Genomic DNA, 25,480 nt, shown 5'->3' with positions numbered 1-25,480 from the left:
GTTGCGAAAGCACGGGAAGCTTAATGCTTTGCGGGTGTTCGGACCTCAGGCGCCGTCGCACCGGTGTCGCACGAGGCGCGGTCGCCGAGCTTCGCCGAGCACCGGTTGATCAGAACGGAGGCATGCGTCTTGTGCGGTGCACGCAAATTCCAGGCTTTGAAATTCAAGGCTTTGACTTGGCGCAAGGATGCCCGATCATGACGCTGCGATCCTTTTCCAAGCCAAAGGTCAGACAGGGAGTAAGACGATGAGGATCTGGAAGACGGCAATTGCCTGCTCGTTGGCCGGCGTGGTCATGGCAGGCCAAATCGGGCAGGCCGCGGCGGGCCCGATGCCGACCAACGTTGCGACGATGAAGGCAGCGGCCGGCGACGATGTCACGCAGGTGCATTGGCGCGGTGGCGGCTGGGGATTTGCCCTTGGTGGTCTCGCCGCCGGCGCGATCATCGGCGGCGCCATCGCCAGCGGCGCGCCGTACGGCTATGGCTATTATGGCGGCCCGTATTATGGCGGCTACGGATATCCGGGCTACGGCTATGGTTATGCTCCCGCGTATTACGGCTATGGCTACGGACCGGGCTATGCCTATCCGCGATACTATCGGCCCTACCGCCCGTATTACAGCTATGGCTATTACCGGCCGTACCGGGTCTATCGCCGGCACTATTACAGATATTGGTGAGCGCCGCGGCTAGAACGAGAGCCACACGATCAAGCTCATGCATGCGAGATGCATGAGCACGATCGCGGCGAGATGCAATGGGCCGGGCTTGAGGCGACGCCCGCGCATTCGGCCGCCCTTTGCTTTGTTGGATTTGCCTGTTGCCGCGAACACGGTGCGCTCCCTCCCCCGCTTGCGGGGGAGGGCCGGGGAGAGGGTGTTTCCTCTAGCGAGAACCCCCAAGAGTCGAGAGCCCTCACCCGCGTCGCTTCGCTCCGCGACCTCTCCCGCAAGCGGGAGAGGTGCACCGAGCGCGCGGCTCAGTTCAAAGGTCATATCGTTTAGTTCGATCCCGCGGCCGCCGCCGTGAAGCTGCGGTCGACGGCTTGGCTCACGTCGAGCTTCTTCGGCAGGATGCCGTAACGCGTGGAGCGGTCGGAGGCCTCCTGCACCTCCTTCACCAATTTATCGTCGATCACGATCGGGCTGGTCCGCTGCGCGGTGTAGGCCGATAGCAGCACGTCCTCCGGTAGCCTGGTCAGCTCGGCCGTGTTCCTGGCGTATTCGCCGAGGTGATCGAGCGACCATAGCCGCGCCTTGTTCAAACGCTGCACGAGATCCTGCACCGCCGCGCGCTTGGTCGCGATGGCGTGGTCGGAGGCGACGATGAAGGTGATGGTCGGCGTCAGGCCCTCGCCGTCGGCAATCACGCGGGCCTTGTCCTTCAATGTCGCGAACGAGACGTAGGGCTCCCACACCGCCCAGGCGTCGATCGAGCCTGCGACGAGCGCGACTTTGCGTCGACGGGGCCGAGCGGCGCGAAGGTCGCATCCTCGAGCCTGATCTGCGCCTTCTCCAGCGTCGCGTCGATCAGGAACTGCCCCCAGCCGCCGCATGTGCCGGCGAGGCGTTTGCCTTTGAGGTCGGCGGCCGACCTGATCGGCGAATCCTGGCGCACCAGGATGGCCTGCGTCTTCGCGTCCGAGTGCGTGCCGCCGATCGCCTTGATCGGCGCGCCCGCTGCATAGACCGAGAGGAACGAGAGATCGCCGGTGTAGCCGACATCGAGCGCACCGGCGTTGAGCGCCTCCAGGATCGGCGCGGCCGCGGGAAATTCCGACCATTCGATCTTGTAGGGCAGGTCCTTCGCATAGCCGGAGATCTCGAGCAGCGAGCGGTTGCCGCCCTTCTGGTCGCCGACGCGCAGCACGACGGTGTCGGCGGCGATCGATGCAGCCGCCGTCGACAAGGTGATGGCGGCGGCCAGCAGCGAGGCCGCAAGCCGGCGCTTGATGGAATGGTCTTGGGAGTTGATGCACATTGGGATCCGTCTTGTTGCTTGGGTCATGATGTGTGAGCGAATGATGCAGCGGGACGTTCAAGTCTATGAGCACGCAATGCGTCGTCAATGAAATGGCCAACCGTATTGCGTGCGCGATCGGCAAAGACCTTTCAACGAAGCGAGGCTTTCGAGAACGCGCGGCTTGCGTAGCGGGAAATGCGTACGGATGAAGCAAGCGATGGAGTCGCGATCCGCTTTGCATGACGACGCGACAGCGAAAATCCTTTCATCGTTCCCGCTCGCACCGATGGAGAGAATGACTTCGCTTCGCGTCACATTCGAAATTCCATTTCATTGACGATGCGGCTCGCACGCCGCATGATTTGCGCATCGCATCAACGCGGCGCAGGAAGCGCCGACGAAGAACATTCTCTCAACGCATCTCCGTACGGAACATGCGCAACGCAATGCGCTGTGCGAACGGCGGAGCTGTGCCAACTCAGGAGCGGGGCTGATGGACAAAGATAGCAAGCGCGGAGGATCGAGCCTTGACCGGCGTCATTTGCTTCAGGCGGGGTTGGCTGCGGCGTTCGCCGCGCCGCTCGGCGCCTTTGGTGCAGCACAGGCCTTTGCACCGCGCGTCGTCGCGCCCGGCGTCGATATCTCGGAGTTTCCCCTGTGCCGTACGGCCTCCGACGCGCCCGCGCTCACCGGCGCGCCGCGCAAGCTGAAACTGTCGTGGAATGCCGGCGCGGTCTGCCTCGCGCCGGTGCCAGTCGCCATCGAGCACGGCTTCTTCCAGAAGCACAATCTCGACGTCGAGCTCGTCAACTATTCCGGCTCGACCGATCAGCTGCTCGAGGCGATCGCGACAGGAAAGAGCGATGCCGGCCTCGGCATGGCGCTGCGCTGGCTGAAGCCGCTGGAACAGGGCTTCGACGTCAAGATCGCCGCGGGCACCCACGGCGGCTGCATGCGCGTGCTGTCACGCACCGATTCCGGCGTCGCCAAGCTCGCCGACCTCAAGGGCAAGATCGTTGCGGTCGGTGATCTCGCCGGTCCCGACAAGAACTTCTTCTCGATCCAGCTTGCCAAGCTCGGCATCGATCCGGTCAAGGACGTGGACTGGCGCGCCTATCCCGGCAACCTGCTCAACGTCGCCGTGGAGAAGGGCGAGGTGCAGGCGTTCCTGTCGTCCGACCCGCTCGCCTATCTCTGGCTCAAGGACAACCAGTACAAGGAAGTCGCTTCCAACCTCGACGGCGAATTCCGCGAAAAGAGCTGCTGCATTCTCGGCCTGCGCGGCTCGCTCGTGCGCGAAGAACCTCAAGTCGCGCGCGCCATTACCCAGGCGCTGCTCGATGCCGCGATGTTCACCTCGCAGAATGCGACGATCGCGGCGAAGTCGTTCCAGCCCTACGCGCCGAAGGCGGCGACGCTCGCCGATATCGAGGGCATGGTGCGCTACCACACCCACCACCGTCATCCCGTCGGCGAGACTTTGAAGCGCGAGCTCAAGGCCTATGCCGACGATCTCAAGAGCGTGCAGGTCTTCAAGCAAAGCACCGACACCGCCAAATTCGCGGAGCGCATCTATGTCGACGTATTCGCTGTCTGACGGCCTTGCCTCCGGCGCGCCGCGGCTTTCGCGCGCGCCGCTGCTGGCGATCTGGATCCGGGACTCCGGCGTCGGCGTTCTCGCCAGCATCGCGTGGATCGCTTTCGGCCTGTCCTGCCTGTGGTGGGAGGACGTCGGCGACTGGTCGCGCACACATTCGCTCGGCATCGCCGCCTTCGTCATCGCGGCGATCGCGCTGTTCGGAACCGTCGGCGTCGACTATCTTGGGGCAGCGGGACAGGCGTTGCACAAGCGGGCGCCGTGGCTGGTCGCGCTCGGTGCCTTCCTGACCGTGTGGGAGGTCGCGACCGCAAAGTTCGCCTGGCTGCCGCTGCCGTTCTTTCCGCCGCCGCAGGCGATCATCGAGGTCTACACCGATGACTTGCCAAAGCTGCTCGACAGCGTCTTTGCGTCCGTGAAACTTCAACTCGGCGGCTATCTGATCGGCGCGACGATCGGCTTTCTGACCGGCATCTCGATCGGCTGGTCGCGTGCGGTCGGCTATTGGGTGCACCCGGTCCTGCGCTTCATCGGTCCGCTGCCGGCGACCGCCTGGCTGCCGATCGCCTTTTTCACTTTCCCGTCGAGCTGGAGCGCCTCGACCTTCCTGATCGCGCTGGCGACGGGCTTTCCTGTCACCGTGCTGACCTGGTCGGGCGTCGCGAGCGTCACCAACGCCTATTACGACGTCGCGCGGACACTAGGCGCAAGGCCGTCCTTCCTGGTGTTGAAGGTCGCGATCCCCGCCGCATTGCCGCACGTCTTCGTCGGCCTGTTCATGGGGCTCGGCGCGTCCTTCGCCGTGCTCGTCGTCGCCGAGATGATCGGTGTCAAGGCCGGGCTCGGCTGGTACCTGCAATGGGCGCAGGGCTGGGCCGCCTACGCCAACATGTATGCGGCGCTGATCGTGATGTCGCTGCTCTGCTCCGGCGCGATCACACTGCTGTTTTCGATTCGCGAGCGCTTGCTGGTCTGGCAGAAGGGGACCGTGAAATGGTAGCCGCAGCTCTGGCCGAAATTGCCACGCATCCGGCCGCCGGCGCCGCGCTCGACATCGAGCAGGTCAGCCATGCCTTCGACATCGACGGTGCCGAGCTGCCGGTGCTGAGCGACGTCAGCATCTCGGTCGAGCCCGGCGAGTTCGTCGCGCTGCTCGGCCCCTCCGGCTGCGGCAAGTCGACCTTGCTGCGGCTCGTTGCCGGACTCGACAAACCCAAGGCGGGGAGGCTGCGGGAGGACGAAGAGCGTATCAGAAGTCCACATCCCTCGCGCGTGGTCGTGTTCCAGGATCCGACCCTGTTTCCCTGGCGGTCGGTCTGGGACAACGTGGCGCTGGGGCTCGAGGCCCAGGGCATCCTCAGGAGTCAGCGTCACCGCGTCGATGCCGCGCTCGATCTCGTCGGGCTGTCCTCCTTCCGCAAGGCCTACCCGCACCAGCTCTCCGGCGGCATGGCGCAGCGCGTCGCGCTCGCGCGGGCGCTGGTCAATGATCCCAAGATCCTGATCCTCGACGAGCCGCTGGGAAAGCTGGACTCGCTGACCCGCATCACCATGCAGGCCGAGCTCGTCTCGCTCTGGCAGCGCAAGGGCTTTACGACGTTGCTGGTGACGCACGACGCCGAGGAGGCGCTGGTGCTTGCCAACCGGGTCATCGTCTTCAGCGATCGTCCCGCGCGCGTGAAGGCCGACATCCGCGTCGACCGCCCATATCCGCGCCATCGCGGCGATCCGTATCTGGCCGATCTGCGTCGCCAGATCCTTGGTTTGCTGGGGTTGGATGCCACATGGTGACGTCCGTAGCCGAGGACCGCACGGTCCGTAGCGAGCCCGACTACGTCGCCCGCGCCGAGACGCTTGCGGCAAGCTTTGCCGCGCGCGCCGCCGAGCACGACCGCACCGGCAGCTTTCCCTTCGAGAATTTTCGCGAGCTGTCGGAGGCGGGCTTGTTGTCGCTGACGGTGCCAGCGGTCCATGGCGGCGCCGGTGCTGGCGCCCGATATGCCGCGCGCGTGCTCGGCATTTTCGCCAAGGCCGATCCGTCGACCGCGCTGGTGCTGTCGATGCATTACATCAATCATCTCGTCATGGCACGCAGCCCGACCTGGCCGGCGCGGCTGTCGCGCAAGCTTGCACGCGAGAGCGTGGAAGGCCTCGCGCTGATCAACGCGCTGCGCGTCGAGCCGGAGCTCGGTTCACCGGCGCGCGGCGGCCTGCCAGCGACGATTGTGCGTCGAACCGAGACCGGCTGGAGCCTGACCGGCCACAAGATCTATTCGACGGGATCGCCGATCCTGAAATGGTACCTGGTCTGGGCGCGGACCGACGAGGCCGAGCCGAGCGTCGGTCAGTTCCTGGTGCCGGCGGGCTTGCCGGGCACACGCATCGTCGAAACCTGGGACCACCACGGCCTTCGCGCCAGCGGCAGCCACGACGTGATCTTCGAGGACGTTGTGATCCCGCGCGACGCCGAGATCGACGTGCGCAAGCCGGCGGATTGGCGCGCGCCCGACATTACACAGGTGGCCGTCCATGCCGTCTTCGTCGCCGCGATCTATGACGGCGTCGCCCGCGCCGCACGCGACTGGCTGATCACATTCCTGAAACAGCGCGTGCCCGCCAGCCTGGGCGCGCCGCTCGCAACACTGTCGCGCGCGCAGGAGACTCTTGGCGCGATCGAGGCGCGGCTCGCGGTCAATGCGCGGCTGATCGACACGTTCGCCCGCGATGTCGACGAGGGCGTCGAGCTTTCCGCCGGCGAATCCAATGCCGTCAAGCTGACGGTGACCAACAATGCCGTCGCCGTGGTTGAGGACGCGTTATCGCTCACCGGCAATCACGGTCTCAGCCGTACTAATCCGCTGGAGCGGCACTATCGCGACGTCCTGTGCGGTCGCGTGCACACGCCACAGGACGATTCCACGCGCGTCGGCCTCGGCCGCGCTGCACTGGGCCTCTAGGACATCAACAGGGAGACGATCATGTCGATCGAGTTCATCGGCTTCATCAGTAACAACAATTCGTCCGAGACCATCGTCCGCGAAGGACCGGTTCTCAACCCGACCCACATCGAGACGGTGGCGAAGGCGCACGAGAACGCCGGCTTCGATCGTGCGCTGCTGGCGTTTCATTCGACGACGCCCGACTCGCTCCAGGTAGCCCAGCACGTGCTCAACACGACCAGCCGCCTCAACGTGCTGATCGCGCAGCGGCCCGGTTTCACCGCGCCGACGCTGCTGGCGCGGCAGTTCGCCGTGCTCGATCAGTTCTCTCGCGGCAGGGTCGCGATCCATGTCATCACCGGCGGCAATGCCACCGAACTCCGGCAGGACGGCAACACGCTCGACGACAAGGACGAGCGATACGCGCGGACCTCCGAGTTTCTCGACGTGCTCAAGCTGGAATGGACAAGCGACAGGCCATTCACCTACAAGGGCAAGTACTACCAGGTCGAGAACGCCTTCTCGCAGGTGAAGCCGTATCGTCCCGAAGGCATCCGCGTCTATTTCGGCGGAGCCTCGGATGCGGCGATCGACGTCGCCGGCAAGCACGCCGACACTTTTGCGCTGTGGGGCGAATCCTACGCGCAGGTGCGCGATGTGACCTCGCGCGTCCATAACGCCGCGGTGAGGCAGGGCCGGCCGACGCCGCGCTTCAGCTTGTCGGTGCGGCCGATCATTGCCCCGACTGAAAAGCAGGCCTGGGAGAAGGCCGAGGAGATTCTGACGCGCGCCACCGCGCTCCAGGACAAGACCGGCTACCGCAAGCCCGCGGACGGCCATGCCACTGCCGGTGGACGGCGCCTTCTCGCGCTCGCCGACCAGGGCAGCCGCATCGACAAGCGGCTCTGGACCGAGATCGCAAAACTCACCGGCGCCAACAGCAACACAACCGCGCTGGTCGGTACCCCCGAGCAGGTCGCCGAAGTCTTCGGCGACTATTACGATCTCGGCATCAGACATTTCCTGATTCGAGGCTTCGACCCGCTGCTCGACGCCATCGAATATGGCCGTGAGCTGATCCCGCTGACGCGCGAGCTGATTGCCAAGCGTCAGGCCGTTCGCGGCGAGGCTGCGGAATGATCCGCCTCATGCTGGCCTGCGCGCTGCTGCTCGGTTCGTTCGGGCTGACGGCGGCACAAACCACCCTGCGTGTGGGCGACCAGAAGGGCAATGCACAGGCCGTGATGGAGGCGGCCGGCGTGCTCAAGGACGTTCCCTACAAGATCGAGTGGCGGGAGTTTCCGGCGGCAGCTCCACTGCTCGAGGCGCTCAGCGCCGGTGCAATCGAGACGGGCCTCGTCGGTGACGCGCCCTTCACCTTTGCCGCCGCCTCCGGCGCGCCGGTCAAGGCGATCGCCGCCATCCGGCAGACGCGCGAGGGCCTCGCGATCATCGTGCCGGAGAACTCACCGATCAGGAGTTTCGCCGATCTGCGCGGCAAGAAGATCGCCACCGGCCGCGGCTCGATCGGCCATCAGCTGATCCTCGCCGCGCTGGAGAAGAACGGCTGGATTGCGAGCGACGTGCAGATCGCATTCCTGGCGCCCTCGGACGCCAAGATTGCCTACATGCAAGGCTCCGTTGATGCGTGGTCAACCTGGGAGCCCTATGTCAGCCAGGAGGAGGTGCTGTTCAAATCGCGGCGGATCATCACCTCAGAGGGCCTGACGCCGGGTCTGAGTTTTCAGGTGGCGCGGCCAGACGCGATCCGCGACAAGCGAGGGGAGTTGGCCGACTTCGTTCGACGTCTCACCGCAGCGCGGGCCTGGTCGCTGAGCAACGTCGATAGCTACGCCGCGACCTGGGGCAGGCTGATGAACATCCCGACCGCCGTGCCGCAGAACTGGTTGTCGCGGGCCAAGATCCGGATCGCCCCAATCGACGACGGCGTGGTCGCGGACGAGCAAAGCACGATCGACCTCTATTTCCGCTGGGGCCTGATCAAGCAGAAGCTCGATGCAGCCGAGATCGTCGATCGCTCCTTCGCGGGCGCGATCGCGAAGGCGGGGTTGTAGCCTCTACGCACACTCTCGTGTCCCGGACGCGCTGCAGCGTGAAACGCTGCTGCGCAGGCTCGGGACCCATGGCGCACAGATTGCGTCCGGTTAGATGGGCCCCGGCTCAGCAGCGCACCACTTGGTGATGCGCTGCGTCGGGGCACGAGACCTCTCAAGCGCTCGAGCATCCGTGAAGCGGGAAGACAACTTCCAGCCCAATCGCGTTCCTCGAAACAATCCTCCTGTATATAGCGCTCGCGACAGCAGCCTCATTGCTATTTGCATCGCACCTCTTGCGACGCGGTGAACTCCCGCAAAAATCAATCCGACGACCACATCGGGAGACTGGCCATGGGCCTGCAAGAAACGAAAATCGAATCGCTTCCCTTCGTCACTGCCGAACTCAACTATCTCGCGCCGACATCGGGCAAGCCGCGTACCTACGCCTTCGACCCGCCGCCCGGCGAGCCCAAGAGCACGTCGCTGCCTGAGCCGCATCAGGTGCCGATCTTCGACGGGCGGCTGATTGCGCAGAATTTCTCGCTCGATCGTGAAGGCTTTGCGCTGGTGCGTCACCCGACCCAGGTGAAGGATTTCTACAACGACGAAGAGGTGAGGGCGGTCTATTATCCCGCCGTGGAGGCATTCCTGCGTGCTACGCTGAAGGCGGATCGGGTCTTCATCTTCGACCACACCGTGCGCAAGCGTGTCGAGGGTGCTGCGGATATCCGAGACGCCGGCCCGCGCCAGCCGGCGACGCGCGTTCATGTCGACCAGACCGCCGTCTCCGGCGTCAATCGCGTGCGCGAGCATCTGCCTGATGAGGCCGAGGAGCTGCTGAAGGGCCGTGTGCAGGTGATCAATCTCTGGCGGCCGATCCGCGGCCCCTTGCGCGATTCCCCGCTCGCGATGGCCGACGGCACGACGGTCGCTCCCGACGATCTCGTCGCCTCTGACCTGATCTATCCCAACCGTCGCGGCGAGATCTATTCGGTGAGATCCAATCCGAACCACCGCTGGTTCTATTTCCCGGAGATGACGCCGGACGAGGCGCTGCTGCTGAAGTGCTACGATTCCGCAACCGACGGCCGCACCCGCTTCGGGCCGCATACCGCGTTCGTCGATCCGACCACGCCGGCAGATGCAGCGCCGCGCGAAAGCATCGAGGTCCGCACGTTGGTGTTTCACCGGCAGTAACAAAGTGTGATCCCCCGCGGGGCACTTCCCGGCAGGGTTCCCGGAACCTGAGGGAACAAAGCGACGTTTGCAGCGCCAGGCAGGGTAACCGGGAGGGTGCCGTGCAAGCGCAGATGACGCTATTGCTATCTCTGGCCAGCTTTTTGCTTTTTGCCTTTTCTGTTGCCCACGCCGAAAGCGGGCTTGCTTCGTACTACGGATACAGCAAGGCCGGCAGAGGCGGCGAGCTGACCTGCGCCCATCGCACGCGCCCGTTCGGCAGCGTGCTCAAGGTGTCCTATAGCGGACGCACGATCCAGTGCCGCGTCAACGATCGCGGTCCCTTCATCCGCGGGCGGATCGTCGATCTCTCGGTGCCGGCCGCCCGCGCGCTCGGCATGATGAGCGCGGGAGTGGTGCGGGTCTCGGTGGAATAGGCTTCTGAGCGCGCTATAGTGCCGCCCAAAGCAAGGGGGCACCATGGCCAGGATCAGGGTAGGACTCGTCGGCTGCGGCTTCGTGTCGGAGCTGCACATGCATGCGTTCCGCCGCGTCTATGGCGTGGACGTCGAGGTTGCGGCGGTTGCGGCGCGTGGCGACCACGTTGTTGAATTCGCTGTTCGACACAACATCCCGCGCGTCCATCGCAACTTCGCCGATCTGATCGCGGACGTCGATCTCGACGTCATCGACATCTGCACGCCGCCCAATCTCCATGCCGGGATGATCGTCGGCGCGATGCAGGCCGGCAAGCATGTGATCTGCGAAAAGCCCTTCGCCGGCTATTTCGGCCGCGAGGGCGACGAGCAGCCCATCGGCAGGCACGTGCCGAAGGCGCTGATGTATGAGCGCGTGCTGGAAGAGATGGACGCGACGCGCGCCGCGATCGAGCGGACAGGAAAGCTGTTCATGTATGCCGAGGACTGGATCTACGCGCCGGCGGTGACCAAGACCGCGGAGATCATCAAGGCGACCAAGGACAAGATCCTGTTCATGAAGGGCGAGGAGAGCCATTCCGGCTCGCACGCCGCCCATGCCGCGCAATGGGCGATGACCGGCGGCGGCTCGCTGATCCGGATGGGCTGCCATCCGCTCTCGGCCGTACTGTATCTCAAGCAGGTCGAAGCGAAGGCGCGCAGCGAGACCATCCGCGTCGCCAGCGTCACCGGCGATGTCGGCAACGTCACCGCCGGCCTCAAGCCCGAAGAGCGCAGCTACATCAAAGCCAATCCCATCGATGTCGAGGACTGGGGCACGCTCACCGCGACCTTCTCCGACGGCACCAAGGCCACCGTGTTCTCCGGCGACATGATCATGGGCGGCGTGCGCAACCTGATCGAGACCTATACGAGCGGCGGCTCGCTGTTCGCCAACATCACGCCGAACACCCATCTGATGAGCTACCAGACCAGCGATGAAAAGCTCGCCGGCGTCTACATCACCGAAAAAGTCGATCGCAAGACCGGCTGGCAGTATGTCTGTCTCGAGGAGGAATGGACGCGCGGGTACTTGCAGGAGATCCAGGATTTCATGGAATGCGTCGTGACCGGGCGCCAGCCGCTCGCCGACCTCGCGCTGGCCTATGAGACGATCAAGGTGAACTACGCCGGCTATTGGGCGGCGGAGGCGGGACGAAGGGTGGTGTTGTAGTGGTGCGCTTCTCTTGCCCTGCCCTCCAGGGCAGGGCAAAGCTTGTCGCCGCAGCCTGCCTCACGCCGCGTAGGTCGATCCCTTCGGCAGCGGGAATACCGGGTCCTGTGTGCGGATATTGGTCGGCCACACCACCGAGATGTGCTCGCCGGCATTCTGCATCACCACCGGTGTCGAGCGTTCGTTCTGGCCGGAGAGCGGCGTGCCCGGCGGGAAGAACTTCACGCCATAGCCCTGGATGGTACCGCCGGCGGGGATGTCGACGTCGAGCGCCGCTTTGCGGATGGCCTCGGGCTCGAAGCTGCCGTACTTCTCCTTGGCGACCGGCAGCACGTTGTTGAGCAGCACCCAGGTCTGGTTGAAGCCCATTGAGCAGTGTGGCGGCACGTCGGTCGCACCGGTCTTGGCTTTGTAGCGCGTGACCATGGCGTTGATCAGATCGCCCATGCCCGGCGCGAGCTTGGCGGGGTCGAGCAGTTGCGCCGGCACCGGATCGATGTTGCAGAAATTGTCGATATCGGCCCCGAAGGTGGCGCGCAGCTTGTCGAGCTGGCTGTAGCCGGCACCGGCGCCGAACAGCATCCTGAAGCGCAGGCCGCTCTCGCGCGCCTGGCGCAGGAACAGGGTGATATCAGGGTTGTAGCCGGCATGCGAGATCACGTCGGCCTTGGCGCGCTTGATCTTCGTGACGAGCACCGAGAGGTCCGGCGCCGATGCCGAATAGCCCTCGCGCAGCACCACCGGGATGCCGGCCTGCTTGGCATAGGCTTCGTCGGCCGTGGCGACGCCGACGCCGTAGGGGCCGTCCTCGTGGATCAGCGCGACCTTGACCTCCTTCGGGTCGATGCCGAGCTTGGCTTTCGCATGCTCGTTGATGAAGCTTGCAAAGGCCTGCCCGTACTGATCCGAATGGATCTGCGCGCGAAACACGTATTGCAGGTTCTTATCCTTGAACACGGCGGTCGAGACCGCGGTCGTGATCCAGAGGATCTTCTTCTGCTGCTCGACCTTGGCCGCGAGCGGCACCGCATGCGAGCTCGCATAGACACCGTTGAGGATGTCGATCTTCTCCTGGCTGATCAGCCGTTCGGCCTCGTTGATCGCAACGTCGGGTTTGCTCTGGGAATCCGCGGCGACCGGAGCAATCTTGTATTTGCCGCCGATACCGCCTTTCTCGTTGACGAGATCGATCGCGATCTGTGCGCCGATTGACGAAGCGACCGAGCCGCCCGCGGCGAAGGGGCCGGTGAGGTCGTAGATCAGGCCGATGCGTAGAGTCTCGGCTTGCGCCTGGGCCCGTGTCCAATCGAGGCTGAGTGCGGCGGCGGCAGCCGCCGAGCTCTTCAGCAGCTGCCTGCGTGAAGTCGACATCCTATCCTCCCTCAAAACCATCTTACGATTGGTGGTTTTTTTCGAAGTATTGGGAGGGGAATGCGTAAAGTCAACATCGCCCAAGGTCGATGGGCGCCGCCACAACGCAGCTGCGAAAGACAACGAAACGGCCCACCGCTCCCCGGGAAGCGATGGGCCGACATCGGCGAGCCGACTACTGGGACAGCTTCACGAAGTTTGGAAACTTCATCTTGCCTTCGGCGATCCTCTCGGGCCAGACCACGACCTGCTTGGAGTCCTGCCACTGGAACACGAGGCCGGTGACGGTGCCGGGGCCGGACTTGATGCCGTGGGTGAACTCGTCGTTCTTGCCGTAGAACTGGATCTGGCCGATCGTGCCCTCGTAGTCGGTCTTCTCCAGCTCGGCGACCATTTTGTCGGGGTCGGTCGAGCCGGCGCGCTTGATCGCGTCGGTGATGATGTAGACCTCGTCATAGGCAGTGTAGCCCGTATAGGCCGGGGGATTGCCGTACTTCGCCTTGAACGCCGCAGCGAACGGCTTCGTCTTCGAGGTCACCGCAACGTCCGGCGTCGCCACCGCAAGGGAGGGGATGCCGTCGGCGGCACCATTGGTGTCCTTCCAGAAGGTCGGGCTCAACGCCTGCGCGCTGATGCCGAACATCGGGATCGGTACCTGCTGGTTCTTCCACTGCACGGTCGGCTGCACGCCGACATGCGAGATGCCGGTGACGATCACGTCGGGCTTCTTGCTCTCGATGTTGTTGAAGATCGGCGTGAAGTCGGTGGTATCAGGCGAGAAGCGGACGTGCTCGACGACCTTGAGACCCGCCTTGGGCAGGCAGGCCTCGTAGCCGACGTCGAGCGGCTTGGTCCAGGCCGCGTCCTCGCTCATGATCGCGACGGTCTTGAACTTGAGCTTGTCGACGAGGAGGTCCTTGGCGGCGTCGCAGACGAGCTGGGCCTGCGCGGCCGAGGTCAGATAGCCGTGGAATGTGTACTTGTTCTTCTCGTAATCATTGTGGATCGCCTTGGTGATCTCGTTCGAGGCGGCGCCTGGCGTGATCAGCGGCATCTTCAGCCGCGCGGCCCACGGCTCCAGCGCCAGCACGACCTCGCTGATGTAGCTTGCGATCACCGCGGACACCTTGTCCTCGCTCACCGCGCGCTGGAAGGCGCGCACGGAGTCCGCCGACGAGCTCTTGTTGTCGTAGGTGACGATCTCGACCTTGCGGCCGAGGATGCCGCCCTTGGCGTTGATCTCGTCGGCAGCGATCTGCGCGCCGCCTGGCGTCGCCGCGCCGGCGATCGACTGGACCTCGGCGATGACGCCGATCTTGATGGGACCGTTCGACTGCGCGTAGGCGGGTGCGGCGAGGCACAGCGCCAGCGCGGAGGCGAGCAAGCTGCTGCCGAGAACTGAGGATTGCATGGTCGTTTCCCTTTCCGTGTTCTTGTTGATGTTGACGCACTCAAAGAAAATCGGCGCCGGCCTCCGCCGCGAAGCGACCGGGATCACCCTCCCAGACGATCCTTGCATGCTCCAGCACATAGACGCGGTCGGCATGTGGCAGCGCGAAGGTCACGTTCTGCTCGCCCAGCAGCACCGTGATAGCCGTGGTCTGCCGCAGCTTCGTCAGCGCCTTGGAGAGTAACTCGAGAATGACGGGGGCAAGACCCAGCGTCGGCTCGTCCAGGATCAGGATCTGCGGCTGCATCATCAGCGCGCGGCCAATGGCGAGCATTTGCTGCTCGCCGCCGGACAGAGTTTGCGCGAGCTGGCCCTGGCGCTCCTTCAGGATCGGGAACAGCTCGAACAGCCAGGCAAGCTGCGCGGCGCGCTTCTCGTCGGAGAGATGCTGACCACCGAGGTCGAGGTTCTCGCGAACGCTCATCTCGCCGAACAGCTCGCGCGATTCCGGGCACTGAACGAGGCCGCTGCGCGCGATCTTCGCCGGGCTCGTTCCGCGCAGCTTCTCGCCACCGCGCACGATCTCGCCGCTATAGGGGAGGAAGCCTGAGATGGTGTTGAATAGCGTCGTCTTGCCGGCGCCGTTGAGGCCGACCACGGAAACGAACTCGCCCTCGTGGACGTGGATCGAGACGTTCTCCAGCGCCTGGGCTTTGCCGTAGAACACGCTGACATTCTCGACCTGGAGCAGCGGCACCTTGTCCTTGAAGCTGGTCTCGGGCCGCGCATGGGTCTCGATGGCGCCGCCGAGATAGACCCGGCGCACGGTCGCATTCTTCATGACCTCGTCAGCCCTGCCGGTGACGATCTCCTCGCCAAGATACATCGCGAGCACCCGGTCGACGAGAGCGGCCACGCTCTTGACGTTGTGGTCGACCAGCATCACCGCGCGACCCTCGTCGCGGAAGCTGCGGATCAGGTTCGAGAACATCTCGACCTCGGCGCGCGTCAGCCCGGCGAAGGGCTCGTCCACAAGCACGACCTTTGGATCACGCGCGATCGCCTTGGCGAGCTCAAGCCGGCGGAGGTCGGCGAAGGGCAACGTCGGCGGGTGGCGGTTCATCACATTACCGAGCCCGACGCGCTCGGCGATCCATTTGGCGCGCTCGACCAGCGCCTTGTCCGGGAACAGCATGAACAGGCTGTCCGGCAGCAGCGCGACCAGGATGTTCTCCAGCACCGTCTGCCGGTTCAGCGGCCGCGAGTGCTGGAACACCATGCCAAAGCCCTTCCGCGCGATCTTATGCGCGGGCAGGCCGGCGACGTTCTCGCCCTCGAAGATCACCTCGCCCGACGTCGGGCGCTCGATCCCCATCACGCTCTTCATCGCCGTCGACTTGCCCGAGCCGTTCGGCCCGATCAGGCCGAAAATCTCGCCGCCATTGACCTCGAAGCCGAGATTCTTCACGGCTGTCAGGCCACCAAATCGTTTGGTCAGGCCGCGGACTTCGAGCACGGCCCGGTTTGAAAGCCTCATATCCATCACGTGCGGGCCTCGCGCGAGAGGGCCGCTCCGAGGAAGCCGCCGGGGAAGAACAGCACGACGAGAAGCGCGACCGCCGAGACGATGAAGGTCGCGAGCTCACCTGTCGGCCTCAAGAATTCGCCGGCGACGATCAGGAAGATCGCGCCGAGTGCAGCGCCCAGCACCGTGCGGCGGCCGCCGAGCACGGCGGAGACGATCACGTTCACGCCGACCGCGACGTCGACGACGGTGCCGACCGAGGCGGTGCCGAAATAGAACACCAGCAGAGCACCCGACAGCCCCGAGAAGAACGCGCTGACGACGAAGGCGGCGAGCTTGTGCTTGACGATGTTGAAGCCGAGCGCGCCGGCCTGCACCGGATCCTGGCCGCTGGCCTGCAGCACGAGGCCGATCGGCGATTGCGACAGGCCGTAGAGGATGGCCGCGGAGATCGTCATGAAGCCGAGCGCGATCCAGTAGTTGGTGCCGGCATCGATGCTGATGACGTCGGGGATGGTGAGACCGATCTCGCCGCCGGTGAGATCGACGAACACCACGATGAAATTCTGCAGCATCAGCACCGCGACCAGGGTGGTCAGGCCGAAATAGGGCCCGCGCACGCGCAGCGCAGGCAGCGCCAGTAGGAGACCGGCGATCACCGAGGCGAGCGCGCCGAGCACGATGCAGGCATAAACCGACCAGCCGAACTGCGCATTCAGGATCCCGGCGGTGTAGGCGCCGACGCCGATCAGGAAGGTGGGCCCGAAGTTCACTTCGCCGGCAAAACCGAACAGAAGGTCCCAGGCCATCGCGAACACGCCGAAATAGAAGGCAACGGTGAGCAGGCCGAGTACATATCCGGAGACGTAGAGCGGCAAGGTTGCCGCGATGACGACGAGCGCGAGCGAGATGAAGAACAGGCGCGAGGTGAAGAAGGTGGACATCTCAGCGTCTCCCCAGCAGGCCCTGGGGCCGGATGTACATCACGAGCACGAGCAGCAGCAGCGCCGGGATGGTGCGGTAGGCCGGCGAGACCAGATAGGCCGTCAGAGTTTCGAGATAGCCGACCACGAAGGCCGCAATCAGCGAACCCGAGACGCTGCCGAGGCCCCCGAGCACGACGATCGAGAACGCGCTCGCGGTCAGCGGTCCGACGCTGTAGGAGCTGACGCCAAGAAACATTCCGAGCAGCACACCGGCGATGCCGGCCAATATGCCGTAGATCGCCCAGACCACGACGTAGATGTTGGTGAGCTCGAGCCCGAGCAGGGTGACACCGCGCGGGTTCATTGAGGCCGCCAGCACCGCCTTGCCGGTGCGGGTGCGGTTCACCAGAAGCCACAGCAGCGCAATCACGAGACAGCACACGATTGCCGTAAAGATCTCGTTGCGTGGCGTGCGGACGCCGAGGATCTCGATCACGCCCTCGACGATCGGCAGCACGGTCTTCGCGTTGTTGGTGAAGAAATAGGCGATCAACTCCTGGATCATGATGCCCCAGAGCAGCGTGCCGGTGAGGACGAAGATCTCCTTCTCCTCATTTGGGATGCGCCGCGAATCCTGGATCGGCTTCACCACCGCGAAATAAGTGGCAAACGCGGTGAGGAGCGCGACACCGACGCCGATCAGCGCGCCGGCATAGGTGCCGACACCGAGCACGCTGGCTGCGGCCCAGGCCGCGACCGCTGCCGCTACCATGATGGCGCCGTGGGAGAGGTTGAGCACGCCGGAGACGCCGAAGATCAGGGTGAAACCGGTGGCGCCGAGAGCGTAGAGAGCGCTGATGGCAAAGCCATCGATCAGAATCTGGAATGCTCGCATGAATCATCGACCGGGCAGACGAGCTGCCGCTGGAGGGAAGGTGCTGTGCGAAGTCGCAGGGTGAGTGCGTCCGGGCTCAGGCCCGCAGAACGGATCGATCAACTCGTGGTGGGCTTGATGAGATTTCGAGGCCTGACGTCGATCCTTGTGACGTCCTTCAGCGCGCCGGTCGCGCTCGCGTCGCGCACCATTTCAATTGCAACAGAGAGTCGTTTCTTCATCTTGTTGTCTCCCGTCGAACAGGCCTCTTGTGAGCCATTATGTCGCGACTATAACGGGCGAGACTTTCTCGGCAAGTGAAACTGCGTTCAGGATTGTGAGAGGCAGACCAAAGTCTGACGCTGCGCAAATTGCAGGCAGCACAGCGCGGGACACTCATCATGCGCGCAGGCATGCAGATTTCGCTGGTGGGCATGCGTAGCGAACGCCCGTAGCCCGGATGGAGCGAAGCGCAATCCGGGATTTTCGCCGAGCGGCACGAGCGTCCCGGATTTCGCCTCGCTCCATCCGTTCTATCAGAGACAGTATTCTGGTTCAGTGTGCTTGCAGCAACGATGGATCGAGCGGTCTCAACCGGGCCGGATCGAACGGCGACAAGTCCACGCGCGTTGCATCGCCTGCGATCAGCTGCGCCATTGCCTCGCCGGTGGCGGGTGCGTTGAGAATGCCCCAGACATTGTGCCCGGTCGCAACATAAACGCCTTCGCTCTGCGGCACCTTGCCGATCAACGGCAATCCATCCTCCGTCACCGGACGGAAACAGGCTTGCCGCGCGATGATCTTCTCGGGACGAAACAGCGGCGACAGCCGCTCGCACATGATCTGCAGGCGCGCGATCGCGTCGGTGTTCGGCGTCACGGCGGCGGGATCGAGCGGCAGAGGTGCGATGTCGGAGAGGGCGACGATATGCGTGCTGCCGTCAGCGCGTGGAAAGACCTCGATCGACACGGCACCCGCGTCGTCCTCGTGCTCGAGGAACAACGCATCGGCCGGCACGTCGGCGCCGAGGTCGTACACGATGCTCGGGCTGCGCTGGCCATAGACAGCGGGCAGGCTCATCCATTGCGCCGCGAGCAGCGACCACGGTCCCATCGCGATCACCACGGCGTCGGCTTCGATGACATCGCCGTCGACCTCGACACCTCTCGCTCGCGTGCCGTCTGCGCGGCGCGCGATGCCGGTGACGCGGCCGGCGCGAAGCTCGGCGCCTTGCGCGAGTGCCGCGTTCATCACGGCCGATGTGAACTTGCGGGGATGAACGATCGCCGTCGTCTCCACCGTGCCGATGCGCCGTGCGATGACGACGCCGTCACTGAGCCAAGGAAGCGCCGACGGCGCAGTCCGACGTGCATCGTCGTCGGATGCAACGAAACCATTATAGGCCGACATCGGCCGATAGCTCCAATCGCCCGCGATCTCCTCCGGCAGTTGCGCGTGAAGTGCAAAACTGCGCCGCGCCAGCGCGTCGAGCGGCGTGCCCGCGCACCAGTCGCGCGCCAGGAAGCCGCCGGCCTTGCCGGATGCGGCGGCCGCGACCTCGGTTCGCTCCACGACAGTCACGTCGATGCCGCGGCGGCGCAGAAAATACGCGGTACAGGCCCCGATCACGCCGCCGCCGCAGATCACAACGCGCATGGCCTTTGTCCTGACCCGGGCTTGTCCCCGACCGGAAACAACCTAGCTCACGTAGCCACGTTCCAGCGAATGACGCTGTTGGTGCCGGTCCAGCGCCAGCTCGACGAGCCGCGTCAGCAACTCGCCGTAGGGCACACCCGAGGCTTCCATCATTTTCGGATACATGCTGATCGAGGTAAAGCCGGGCAGGGTGTTGATCTCGTTGAAATAGAACTGACCGGTCTGTCGGTCGAGGAAGAAGTCGACGCGCGCAAAGCCGCTGCATTCAAGCGTCGCAAACGCCTCTGTGGCGAGCGAGCGCACGCGTTGCATCTGTGCCGGATCCAACCTCGCCGGAAGATCGACCCGGGCGCCATCGGGGTCGAGATATTTTGCCTCGTAGGAATAGAACTCGTGATGGGCGTTGGGGCTCAGCTCGCTGGCGACGCTCGAAAACAGCGTCTCGCCCTCGAGCACCGCGACCTCGATCTCGCGCGCGTCGATGCCCTGCTCGACCAGCACCTTGACGTCGTAACGAAACGCATCGTCAAGCGCCGCGCCAAGCGCATCCCACGTCTTCACCTTGTGGATGCCGACACTCGAGCCCATGTTGCACGGCTTGACGAAGACCGGCAGGCTCAGGCCTTCGGCCGCCTTCGCGAGCGACGACGTGCGGTCCTGAACGAAGGCCTTGCGGGTCAGCACGCGATAGGGCGCGACCGGAATGCCGGCGAACTCGGCGAGGCGCTTGGCGACATCCTTGTCCATGCTGACGGCGGAGGCGAGAACGCCCGAGCCGACATAGGCGACCTCGGCCAGCTCCAGCAGGCCCTGCACGGTGCCGTCCTCGCAAAGCGGCCCATGCATGACCGGAAACACGACGTCAATCTCGGTCGGAGCGGCCACCGGGGCGGCCACGGCTTGCGCAATCGGCATGAGCACGCCGCGTCCATCGGGGCCCCTGGCGAGCCGTATCTCGGGCGCATCGGGCAGGATCGGCAAGGACGTCGTCTGCGCCAGATCGAGCGCACCGAGATCGTTCCATTGCCAGCGCCCGGCCTTGTCGATGGAGACCGGGATCACCTCGAAGCGGCTGCGGTCGAGATGCCTGAATGCGGAGGCCGCGGATTTGAGCGAGACCTCATGCTCACCGGACCTGCCGCCATAGAGAACAACGACGCGGATTTTGTCTGCCATTTTGTCTGCCATGGCTCAATTATCACGCGCGCTGTCCGTAAGTCACCTCTATTGCTCCGGCCGACGCATCGGCCCAAACGATTCGGCGCCGGCGAGTAAAGCCGGCGCCGTGCTGCAATTGAAGGCTGCGGCGCCTCAGCCCGGACCCGCGCCTTGCGTCGCCGTGTACACCGCGTAGAGCGACTGGCTCGCCGCCATGAACAGGCGATTGCGTTTCGGGCCGCCGAAGCAGACGTTGCCGCACACTTCCGGCAGGCGGATGCGGCCGAGCAGCTTGCCCTCCGGTGACCACACGGTCACGCCGCTGTAGCCGACGGCGCGGCCGGCATTGCTGGAAGCCCAGAGATTGCCGTTGACGTCGCAGCGCAGGCCATCGGGTCCGCATTTCACGCCATCGATCACGCAGTCGCTGAACTTCTTGAGATTGGAGAGCTTGTTGTCGCTGCCGACGTCGAACACGAAGATCTCGCCCTTGCCGCCGGGCCCGGTGTCTCCGGGCCCCTTGCCGGTCGAGGCGATGTAGAGCTTCTTGTAGTCGGGCGAAAAGCAGAGCCCGTTCGGGTCGGGCACCTAGTCCTCGGTGACGACGAGATCGATGCGGCCGGAAGGGTCGATGCGATAGCAGTTGGTCGGCAGCTCGCGCCGGCCCGGCACGAAGCCGGCCGGCTGCCCGATCCGCGGATTGAGCTTGCCGCCCGCATTGCTCGGGCCGCCCGCGACGTCGGGCTCGCCCTCATAGAGCTGGCCGCCATAGGGCGGATCGGTGAACCAGTAGCTGCCATCGGGATGCGCGGCGACGTCGTTCGGCGAGTTCAGCCGCTTGCCCTGGTAGGAGTCCGCGAGCACCGTGGCGGTGCCGTCATGCTCGTAGCGCGTCACCCGGCGCGTCAGGTGCTCGCAGGAGAGCTGGCGGCCCTGGAAGTCGAAGGAGTTGCCGTTGGAATTGTTGGAGGGCGAGCGGAATACGCTGACGCGGCCGTCGTCCTCGGTCCAGCGCATCTGCCGGTTGTTGGGAATGTCGCTCCACAGGAGATAGCGGCCCTGCGCGCTCCACGCCGGGCCTTCGGCCTAGAGCAGCCCGGTGTACAGCCGCTTGATTGCGGTGTTGGGCTGCGCGAGATCGTTGAAGGACGGATCGACCGCGATGATGTCGGGGTCCCAGAAATAAGTGGTCGGCGCGCCGTGGGGGCCGAAATCGCGCGGCGGGGTGGTGATCGTCGTCGGCGGGGCGGCAGGCCCGGTCTGGCCCAGCGCGGAGCCACCTCCGGCCAAGGTCGCCGCGGCGCCGAGCGCCAGCCCCCGGACAAGTGTTCGTCGTGAAAGCGCAGTATCCTGCTCACGCAGCTCGTGGTCACGAGCCTCTTGGCGTGTCATCGCGTCCTCCCGATCGTGTTCGCTGGCCGGTTGATCCGGCCGAGCCGCCGAAGGTTAGTCCGGTCCGGTGTCGGTTGCGAGAGGCGGAATCGAAACCACGGCGCGATGGCGGGTCGCAATTTCGTCACCTTCGAGTGCGTTTTGGATGAGAGTTTGACGGGATAAAGCCGGAGCTCATTGTGCAAATTGTCGTCCTGGTCTTCATCCTCGCGATCGCATTTGCGGCCGGCTATTTCGCACGCGACTACGTCTCCCGCAAAAGGCGCGCGGAGGCACGCCGCTGGCGCGAATACAGCGAACCGGATTGGCTCCATGCGAACGCGCCGGCCAATACCAACGAGCTTGCGAAAGCCGACACCGCTGCACCCGTGCCGACCGGCGAACTCGGCCAGATGCTGGACCGCTGGGAGAGCAGGGCTCGTGCCCGCCGCACCGGCACGGGATAGCCGGACCTCAGGCTATGGCCTACTAGGTCACGCATGCTGACCATCTTTTGGCGTTGCAGTTACAGCCGTTTTTCGTCTAGAAACGGGCCGTACTGAGCCTTCCGGCAACCAACCGTCAACGGTTTTCGCCGAGGATTTCGGGGCTCAAAAGGGTCTGGCAATGCTGATTCGTGGCCAAATCGAGGGGATTTCGGGGGAGGTGGCTCTGGCCGCCGCCACGACCTCGGCCGCGTTGCTGCCCACCCTCCTTATTGGCGGCCTTCTTCTTACTTGCCCCTGAGGGCCGGCTGGGCGCCACGCGCCTGGGCGCTCAGGGGTTGGTCGAGATCACCGGACACCTCAAGCGCCAAGGGACTAAAACGGTCTGAACGGCGCAAACGCTCAAAAGGAATTTCGTATGGCCACCCAGAACAAGTCCGAGAAGGACCGCGTCATCATTTTCGACACCACGCTGCGCGACGGCGAGCAGTGCCCCGGTGCCACCATGACCTTCGAGGAGAAGCTCGAGGTTGCCGAGCTGCTGGATGATATGGGCGTCGACGTCATCGAGGCCGGCTTCCCGATCACCTCCGAAGGCGACTTCCAGGCGGTCAGCGAGATCGCCCGCCGCTCCAAGAACGCGGTCATCGCCGGACTGTCGCGCGCCCATCCCGCCGACATCGACCGCTGCGCCGAGGCGGTGAAATTCGCTAAGCGCGGCCGCGTCCACACCGTGATCGCCACCTCGCCGCTGCATATGCGGGTGAAGCTGAGCAAGGCGCCGGAGCAGGTGATCGAGACCTCGGTCGCCATGGTCGCGCGGGCCCGCAACCAGATCGACGACGTCGAATGGTCGGCCGAGGATGGCACCCGCAGCGAGATGGACTTTTTGTGCCGCATCGTCGAGGCCGTGATCAAGGCCGGCGCCACCACGGTGAACATCCCCGACACCGTCGGCTACACGGTGCCGGAGGAATACACCCACTTCATGAGGACGCTGATCGAGCGCGTGCCGAACTCGGACAAGGCGGTGTTCTCCGTGCACTGCCACAACGATCTCGGCATGGCGGTCGCCAACTCGCTGGCCGGCATCACCGGCGGTGCGCGCCAGGTCGAGTGCACCATCAACGGCATCGGCGAGCGCGCCGGCAACGCCGCGCTCGAAGAGATCGTGATGGCGATCAACGTGCGCAACGACAAATTCCCCTACTGGAACAAGATCGACACCACCCAGCTGACCCGCGCTTCCAAGCTGGTGTCGGCGGCAACCTCGTTTCCCGTCCAGTACAACAAGGCAATCGTCGGCCGGAACGCGTTCGCGCATGAGAGCGGCATCCACCAGGACGGCGTGCTGAAGGACGCCTCCACCTACGAGATCATGCGGCCGGAAATGGTCGGCCTGAAGCAGTCCTCGCTGGTGCTCGGCAAGCACTCCGGCCGTCATGCCTTCGTGCACAAGCTGGAGGAGATGGGCTACAAGCTCGGCCCCAACCAGCTGGAAGATGCGTTCACGCGGATGAAGGCGCTGGCCGACCGCAAGAAGGACATCTACGACGAGGACATCGAGGCGCTGGTCGACGAGGAGATGGCGGCCTCGCACGACCGCATCAAGCTGACCTCGCTGACCGTGATTGCCGGCACCCACGGCCCGCAACGCGCGACCATGAAGCTCGACGTCGACGGCCAGATCAAGATCGAGGAGGCCGAGGGCAACGGCCCCGTCGACGCGGTGTTCAACTGCATCAAGCGCCTGGTGCCGCACGAGGCGAAGCTGGAGCTGTACCAGGTTCACGCGGTGACCGAAGGCACCGACGCGCAGGCCGAGGTCTCGGTGCGGCTGTCGCAGGACGGCCGTTCGATGACGGCGCGCGCGGCGGACCCGGACACGCTGGTGGCCTCGGCCAAGGCCTATCTCGGTGCGCTCAACAAGATCGTCATGAAGCGCCAGCGCGACAGGGTGACGACCGCGGCGGCGAGCTGACGAGCAAAGCTTGTCATTCCGGGATGGTCCGAAGGACCAGACCCGGAATCTCGAGATTCCGGGCTCGATGCTTTGCATCGCCCCGGAATGACGGTCTGAGAGATGGCTGCCCTGCTAACGACCAATAGCGGGCTTGGGCGCCGGCCTGTATTGATTTGGCTGGCATGAGGACAGCTGACCGGCAACCGGGCGGCTCAAATAACAACAGGGAGAGAATATGCGCACCTTCGCGATCGCTGTGTCCGTCGCGGCATTGGCCTTGAGCCTTGTCGGTCCCGCCAGCGCCGACCCGATCATCATCAAATTCAGCCACGTCGTCGCCACCGATACGCCGAAGGGCAAGGGCGCGGAGAAATTCAAGGAGCTTGCCGAGAAGTACACCGGCGGCAAGGTCAAGGTCGAGGTCTACCCGAACTCGACGCTCTACAAGGACAAGGAAGAGCTCGAGGCGCTCCAGCTCGGCAGCGTTCAGATGCTGGCGCCGTCCAACTCCAAGTTCGGTCCGCTCGGCATCCGCGAATTCGAGGTGTTCGATCTGCCCTACATTCTTCCGGACCTGAAGACGCTGCGGAAGGTGACGGAAGGTCCGCTCGGCGCAAAGCTGCTCAAGCTGCTGGATGCCAAGGGCATCACGGGACTTGCCTATTGGGACAACGGCTTCAAGCAAATGAGTGCCAACAAGAAGCTGGTGACGCCTGCCGATTATCAGGGCGTCAAGTTCCGCATCCAGTCCTCGCGCGTTCTGCAGGCCCAGTTCAAGGCGCTCAGCTCGCTGCCGCAGGTCATGGCGTTCTCGGAAGTCTACCAGGCACTGCAGACCGGCGTGGTCGACGGACAGGAGAACACCTGGTCGAACATCTATACCCAGAAAATGCACGAGGTTCAGAAGTACATCACCGAGACCAACCACGGTTACATCGGCTACGTCGTGATCGTGAACAAGAAGTTCTGGGATGACCTGCCGGCGGACATCCGCGACCAGCTTTCCAAGGCGATGAAGGAGGCGACCGCCTTCAGCAACGCGCAGTCGCAGAAGGAGAACGACGACGCGCTCGCCGAGATCAAGAAGAGCGGAAAGAGCGAGATCATCAAGCTCACGCCGGAGCAGGACGAGGCGATGCGCAAGGCGATGGAGCCGGTCTACAAGGACGCAGCAAGCCGGGTCGGCCAGTCGCTGATCGACGAGTTCCAGAAGGAAGCCAAGAGCACCACGAACTGATCCGACGGACGATGAATGATGAATGAAGGCTTCCGTGCGAGCTGCACGGAAGCCTTTTTGTTGTGAATGATTTCCGATCGCGGCGGGAGGTAAAATCGGCCGTTACATCTTCGTAACTAGCGCTCCCTGTCCAAGTTGTAAGTTGCGCGTCGGCCGCGCCGCGCCCATCCTCGGAGCATC

The 25,480-nt window shown here is 64.5% G+C and carries 21 protein-coding genes and 2 pseudogenes; 13 read left to right on the top strand and 10 right to left on the bottom strand.

The features are described 5' to 3' along the window. Window positions 1-247 precede the first annotated feature (247 nt). On the top strand, window positions 248-682 hold the full coding sequence (locus EHH60_RS13250; RefSeq protein WP_124159903.1) for a hypothetical protein: 435 nt from the start codon (window positions 248-250) through the stop codon (window positions 680-682). Between the two features lie 320 nt (window positions 683-1,002). Here the strand turns inward: EHH60_RS13250 and EHH60_RS13240 are convergent. Continuing rightward, window positions 1,003-1,982: pseudogene (locus EHH60_RS13240) on the bottom strand (ABC transporter substrate-binding protein). Between the two features lie 475 nt (window positions 1,983-2,457). On the opposite strand from EHH60_RS13240, the gene EHH60_RS13235 reads away from it, so the two are divergent. From EHH60_RS13235 to EHH60_RS13195, 9 genes are all read left to right on the top strand, one after another. Beyond that, window positions 2,458-3,561, top strand: coding sequence for an ABC transporter substrate-binding protein (locus EHH60_RS13235; protein ID WP_124159902.1), 1,104 nt, complete (start codon window positions 2,458-2,460; stop codon window positions 3,559-3,561). After that, window positions 3,539-4,561, top strand: coding sequence for an ABC transporter permease (locus tag EHH60_RS13230; protein ID WP_124159901.1), 1,023 nt, complete (start codon window positions 3,539-3,541; stop codon window positions 4,559-4,561). The genes EHH60_RS13235 and EHH60_RS13230 overlap by 23 nt, the downstream gene beginning before the upstream one ends. Beyond that, a complete protein-coding gene (locus EHH60_RS13225; RefSeq protein ID WP_124159900.1) occupies window positions 4,555-5,352 on the top strand; it encodes an ABC transporter ATP-binding protein in 798 nt (265 codons plus the stop codon). The genes EHH60_RS13230 and EHH60_RS13225 overlap by 7 nt, the downstream gene beginning before the upstream one ends. Further along, on the top strand, window positions 5,346-6,518 hold the full coding sequence (locus tag EHH60_RS13220) for an acyl-CoA dehydrogenase family protein (protein WP_124159899.1): 1,173 nt from the start codon (window positions 5,346-5,348) through the stop codon (window positions 6,516-6,518). The genes EHH60_RS13225 and EHH60_RS13220 overlap by 7 nt, the downstream gene beginning before the upstream one ends. A 21-nt stretch (window positions 6,519-6,539) precedes the next feature. Then, window positions 6,540-7,640 (top strand): LLM class flavin-dependent oxidoreductase, encoded by a 1,101-nt coding sequence (locus EHH60_RS13215; protein WP_124159898.1) that lies wholly within the window; start codon window positions 6,540-6,542, stop codon window positions 7,638-7,640. Next, a complete protein-coding gene (locus tag EHH60_RS13210) occupies window positions 7,637-8,575 on the top strand; it encodes an ABC transporter substrate-binding protein (RefSeq protein WP_124159897.1) in 939 nt (312 codons plus the stop codon). The genes EHH60_RS13215 and EHH60_RS13210 overlap by 4 nt, the downstream gene beginning before the upstream one ends. Before the next feature lie 333 nt (window positions 8,576-8,908). After that, window positions 8,909-9,754, top strand: a complete 846-nt coding sequence (locus EHH60_RS13205; protein ID WP_124159896.1) for a CmcJ/NvfI family oxidoreductase — start codon at window positions 8,909-8,911, stop codon at window positions 9,752-9,754. Between the two features lie 101 nt (window positions 9,755-9,855). Then, window positions 9,856-10,170, top strand: a complete 315-nt coding sequence (locus EHH60_RS13200; RefSeq protein ID WP_124159895.1) for a septal ring lytic transglycosylase RlpA family protein — start codon at window positions 9,856-9,858, stop codon at window positions 10,168-10,170. A 43-nt stretch (window positions 10,171-10,213) separates the two neighbouring features. Further along, on the top strand, window positions 10,214-11,383 hold the full coding sequence (locus EHH60_RS13195; protein WP_124159894.1) for a Gfo/Idh/MocA family protein: 1,170 nt from the start codon (window positions 10,214-10,216) through the stop codon (window positions 11,381-11,383). A gap of 60 nt (window positions 11,384-11,443) precedes the next feature. On the opposite strand, the gene EHH60_RS13190 is transcribed toward EHH60_RS13195, so the two are convergent. The 9 genes and pseudogenes from EHH60_RS13190 to EHH60_RS13155 all read right to left on the bottom strand — a co-directional run bounded on the left by EHH60_RS13190 (window position 11,444) and on the right by EHH60_RS13155 (window position 21,675). Continuing rightward, window positions 11,444-12,754, bottom strand: coding sequence for an ABC transporter substrate-binding protein (locus EHH60_RS13190; protein ID WP_124159893.1), 1,311 nt, complete (start codon window positions 12,752-12,754; stop codon window positions 11,444-11,446). 175 nt (window positions 12,755-12,929) lie between these two features. Then, complete coding sequence (locus tag EHH60_RS13185) at window positions 12,930-14,165, bottom strand: ABC transporter substrate-binding protein (protein WP_124159892.1); 1,236 nt, start codon at window positions 14,163-14,165, stop codon at window positions 12,930-12,932. A gap of 40 nt (window positions 14,166-14,205) precedes the next feature. Then, window positions 14,206-15,687 (bottom strand): ATP-binding cassette domain-containing protein, encoded by a 1,482-nt coding sequence (locus EHH60_RS13180; protein ID WP_199751437.1) that lies wholly within the window; start codon window positions 15,685-15,687, stop codon window positions 14,206-14,208. Further along, window positions 15,687-16,613 (bottom strand): branched-chain amino acid ABC transporter permease, encoded by a 927-nt coding sequence (locus tag EHH60_RS13175; RefSeq protein ID WP_124159890.1) that lies wholly within the window; start codon window positions 16,611-16,613, stop codon window positions 15,687-15,689. Before EHH60_RS13175 ends, EHH60_RS13180 begins: the two co-directional genes overlap by 1 nt. Window position 16,614: 1 nt before the next feature. Beyond that, window positions 16,615-17,490: a branched-chain amino acid ABC transporter permease gene (locus tag EHH60_RS13170; protein WP_124159889.1), complete on the bottom strand. Its 876-nt coding sequence runs from the start codon at window positions 17,488-17,490 to the stop codon at window positions 16,615-16,617. Between the two features lie 98 nt (window positions 17,491-17,588). Continuing rightward, on the bottom strand, window positions 17,589-17,711 hold the full coding sequence (locus EHH60_RS38565) for a hypothetical protein (protein WP_283811835.1): 123 nt from the start codon (window positions 17,709-17,711) through the stop codon (window positions 17,589-17,591). Between the two features lie 313 nt (window positions 17,712-18,024). Next, entirely contained in the window at window positions 18,025-19,125 is a 1,101-nt protein-coding gene (locus tag EHH60_RS13165; protein WP_124159888.1) for an NAD(P)/FAD-dependent oxidoreductase, read from the bottom strand. A 42-nt stretch (window positions 19,126-19,167) separates the two neighbouring features. Further along, window positions 19,168-20,301: a D-alanine--D-alanine ligase family protein gene (locus EHH60_RS13160; protein WP_124159887.1), complete on the bottom strand. Its 1,134-nt coding sequence runs from the start codon at window positions 20,299-20,301 to the stop codon at window positions 19,168-19,170. A gap of 135 nt (window positions 20,302-20,436) precedes the next feature. Beyond that, window positions 20,437-21,675, bottom strand: a pseudogene (locus EHH60_RS13155) (SMP-30/gluconolactonase/LRE family protein). Window positions 21,676-21,851: 176 nt separating this feature from the next. On the opposite strand from EHH60_RS13155, the gene EHH60_RS13150 reads away from it, so the two are divergent. The 3 genes from EHH60_RS13150 (at window position 21,852) to EHH60_RS13140 (ending at window position 25,300) form a co-directional block, all read left to right on the top strand. Continuing rightward, window positions 21,852-22,121, top strand: coding sequence for a hypothetical protein (locus EHH60_RS13150; protein WP_124159886.1), 270 nt, complete (start codon window positions 21,852-21,854; stop codon window positions 22,119-22,121). Between the two features lie 397 nt (window positions 22,122-22,518). Further along, the gene (locus EHH60_RS13145) at window positions 22,519-24,081 is read left to right on the top strand and encodes a 2-isopropylmalate synthase (RefSeq protein WP_124159885.1); all 1,563 of its coding nucleotides are present in this window, start codon (window positions 22,519-22,521) and stop codon (window positions 24,079-24,081) included. 217 nt (window positions 24,082-24,298) lie between these two features. Next, complete coding sequence (locus EHH60_RS13140; protein ID WP_124159884.1) at window positions 24,299-25,300, top strand: TRAP transporter substrate-binding protein; 1,002 nt, start codon at window positions 24,299-24,301, stop codon at window positions 25,298-25,300. Window positions 25,301-25,480 lie beyond the last annotated feature (180 nt).

The organism is Bradyrhizobium sp. RP6 (assembly GCF_003837805.1).
Taxonomy (GTDB): Bacteria; Pseudomonadota; Alphaproteobacteria; order Rhizobiales; family Xanthobacteraceae; genus Bradyrhizobium.
Note: the sequence above shows the minus strand (reverse complement) of the source record. Positions and strands in the feature narration are given on the sequence as shown.

Bases quoted from the DNA above. Each gene is read 5' to 3' on its own strand.
- EHH60_RS13250 (WP_124159903.1), top strand. From the start codon at position 248: ATGAGGATCTGGAAGACGGCAATTGCCTGCTCGTTGGCCGGCGTGGTC.
- EHH60_RS13235 (WP_124159902.1), top strand. From the start codon at position 2,458: ATGGACAAAGATAGCAAGCGCGGAGGATCGAGCCTTGACCGGCGTCAT.
- EHH60_RS13230 (WP_124159901.1), top strand. From the start codon at position 3,539: ATGTCGACGTATTCGCTGTCTGACGGCCTTGCCTCCGGCGCGCCGCGG.
- EHH60_RS13225 (WP_124159900.1), top strand. From the start codon at position 4,555: ATGGTAGCCGCAGCTCTGGCCGAAATTGCCACGCATCCGGCCGCCGGC.
- EHH60_RS13220 (WP_124159899.1), top strand. From the start codon at position 5,346: ATGGTGACGTCCGTAGCCGAGGACCGCACGGTCCGTAGCGAGCCCGAC.
- EHH60_RS13215 (WP_124159898.1), top strand. From the start codon at position 6,540: ATGTCGATCGAGTTCATCGGCTTCATCAGTAACAACAATTCGTCCGAG.
- EHH60_RS13210 (WP_124159897.1), top strand. From the start codon at position 7,637: ATGATCCGCCTCATGCTGGCCTGCGCGCTGCTGCTCGGTTCGTTCGGG.
- EHH60_RS13205 (WP_124159896.1), top strand. From the start codon at position 8,909: ATGGGCCTGCAAGAAACGAAAATCGAATCGCTTCCCTTCGTCACTGCC.
- EHH60_RS13195 (WP_124159894.1), top strand. From the start codon at position 10,214: ATGGCCAGGATCAGGGTAGGACTCGTCGGCTGCGGCTTCGTGTCGGAG.
- EHH60_RS13190 (WP_124159893.1), bottom strand. From the start codon at position 12,754: ATGTCGACTTCACGCAGGCAGCTGCTGAAGAGCTCGGCGGCTGCCGCC.
- EHH60_RS13185 (WP_124159892.1), bottom strand. From the start codon at position 14,165: ATGCAATCCTCAGTTCTCGGCAGCAGCTTGCTCGCCTCCGCGCTGGCG.
- EHH60_RS13180 (WP_199751437.1), bottom strand. From the start codon at position 15,687: ATGGATATGAGGCTTTCAAACCGGGCCGTGCTCGAAGTCCGCGGCCTG.
- EHH60_RS13175 (WP_124159890.1), bottom strand. From the start codon at position 16,613: ATGTCCACCTTCTTCACCTCGCGCCTGTTCTTCATCTCGCTCGCGCTC.
- EHH60_RS13170 (WP_124159889.1), bottom strand. From the start codon at position 17,490: ATGCGAGCATTCCAGATTCTGATCGATGGCTTTGCCATCAGCGCTCTC.
- EHH60_RS38565 (WP_283811835.1), bottom strand. From the start codon at position 17,711: ATGAAGAAACGACTCTCTGTTGCAATTGAAATGGTGCGCGACGCGAGC.
- EHH60_RS13165 (WP_124159888.1), bottom strand. From the start codon at position 19,125: ATGCGCGTTGTGATCTGCGGCGGCGGCGTGATCGGGGCCTGTACCGCG.
- EHH60_RS13160 (WP_124159887.1), bottom strand. From the start codon at position 20,301: ATGGCAGACAAAATCCGCGTCGTTGTTCTCTATGGCGGCAGGTCCGGT.
- EHH60_RS13145 (WP_124159885.1), top strand. From the start codon at position 22,519: ATGGCCACCCAGAACAAGTCCGAGAAGGACCGCGTCATCATTTTCGAC.
- EHH60_RS13140 (WP_124159884.1), top strand. From the start codon at position 24,299: ATGCGCACCTTCGCGATCGCTGTGTCCGTCGCGGCATTGGCCTTGAGC.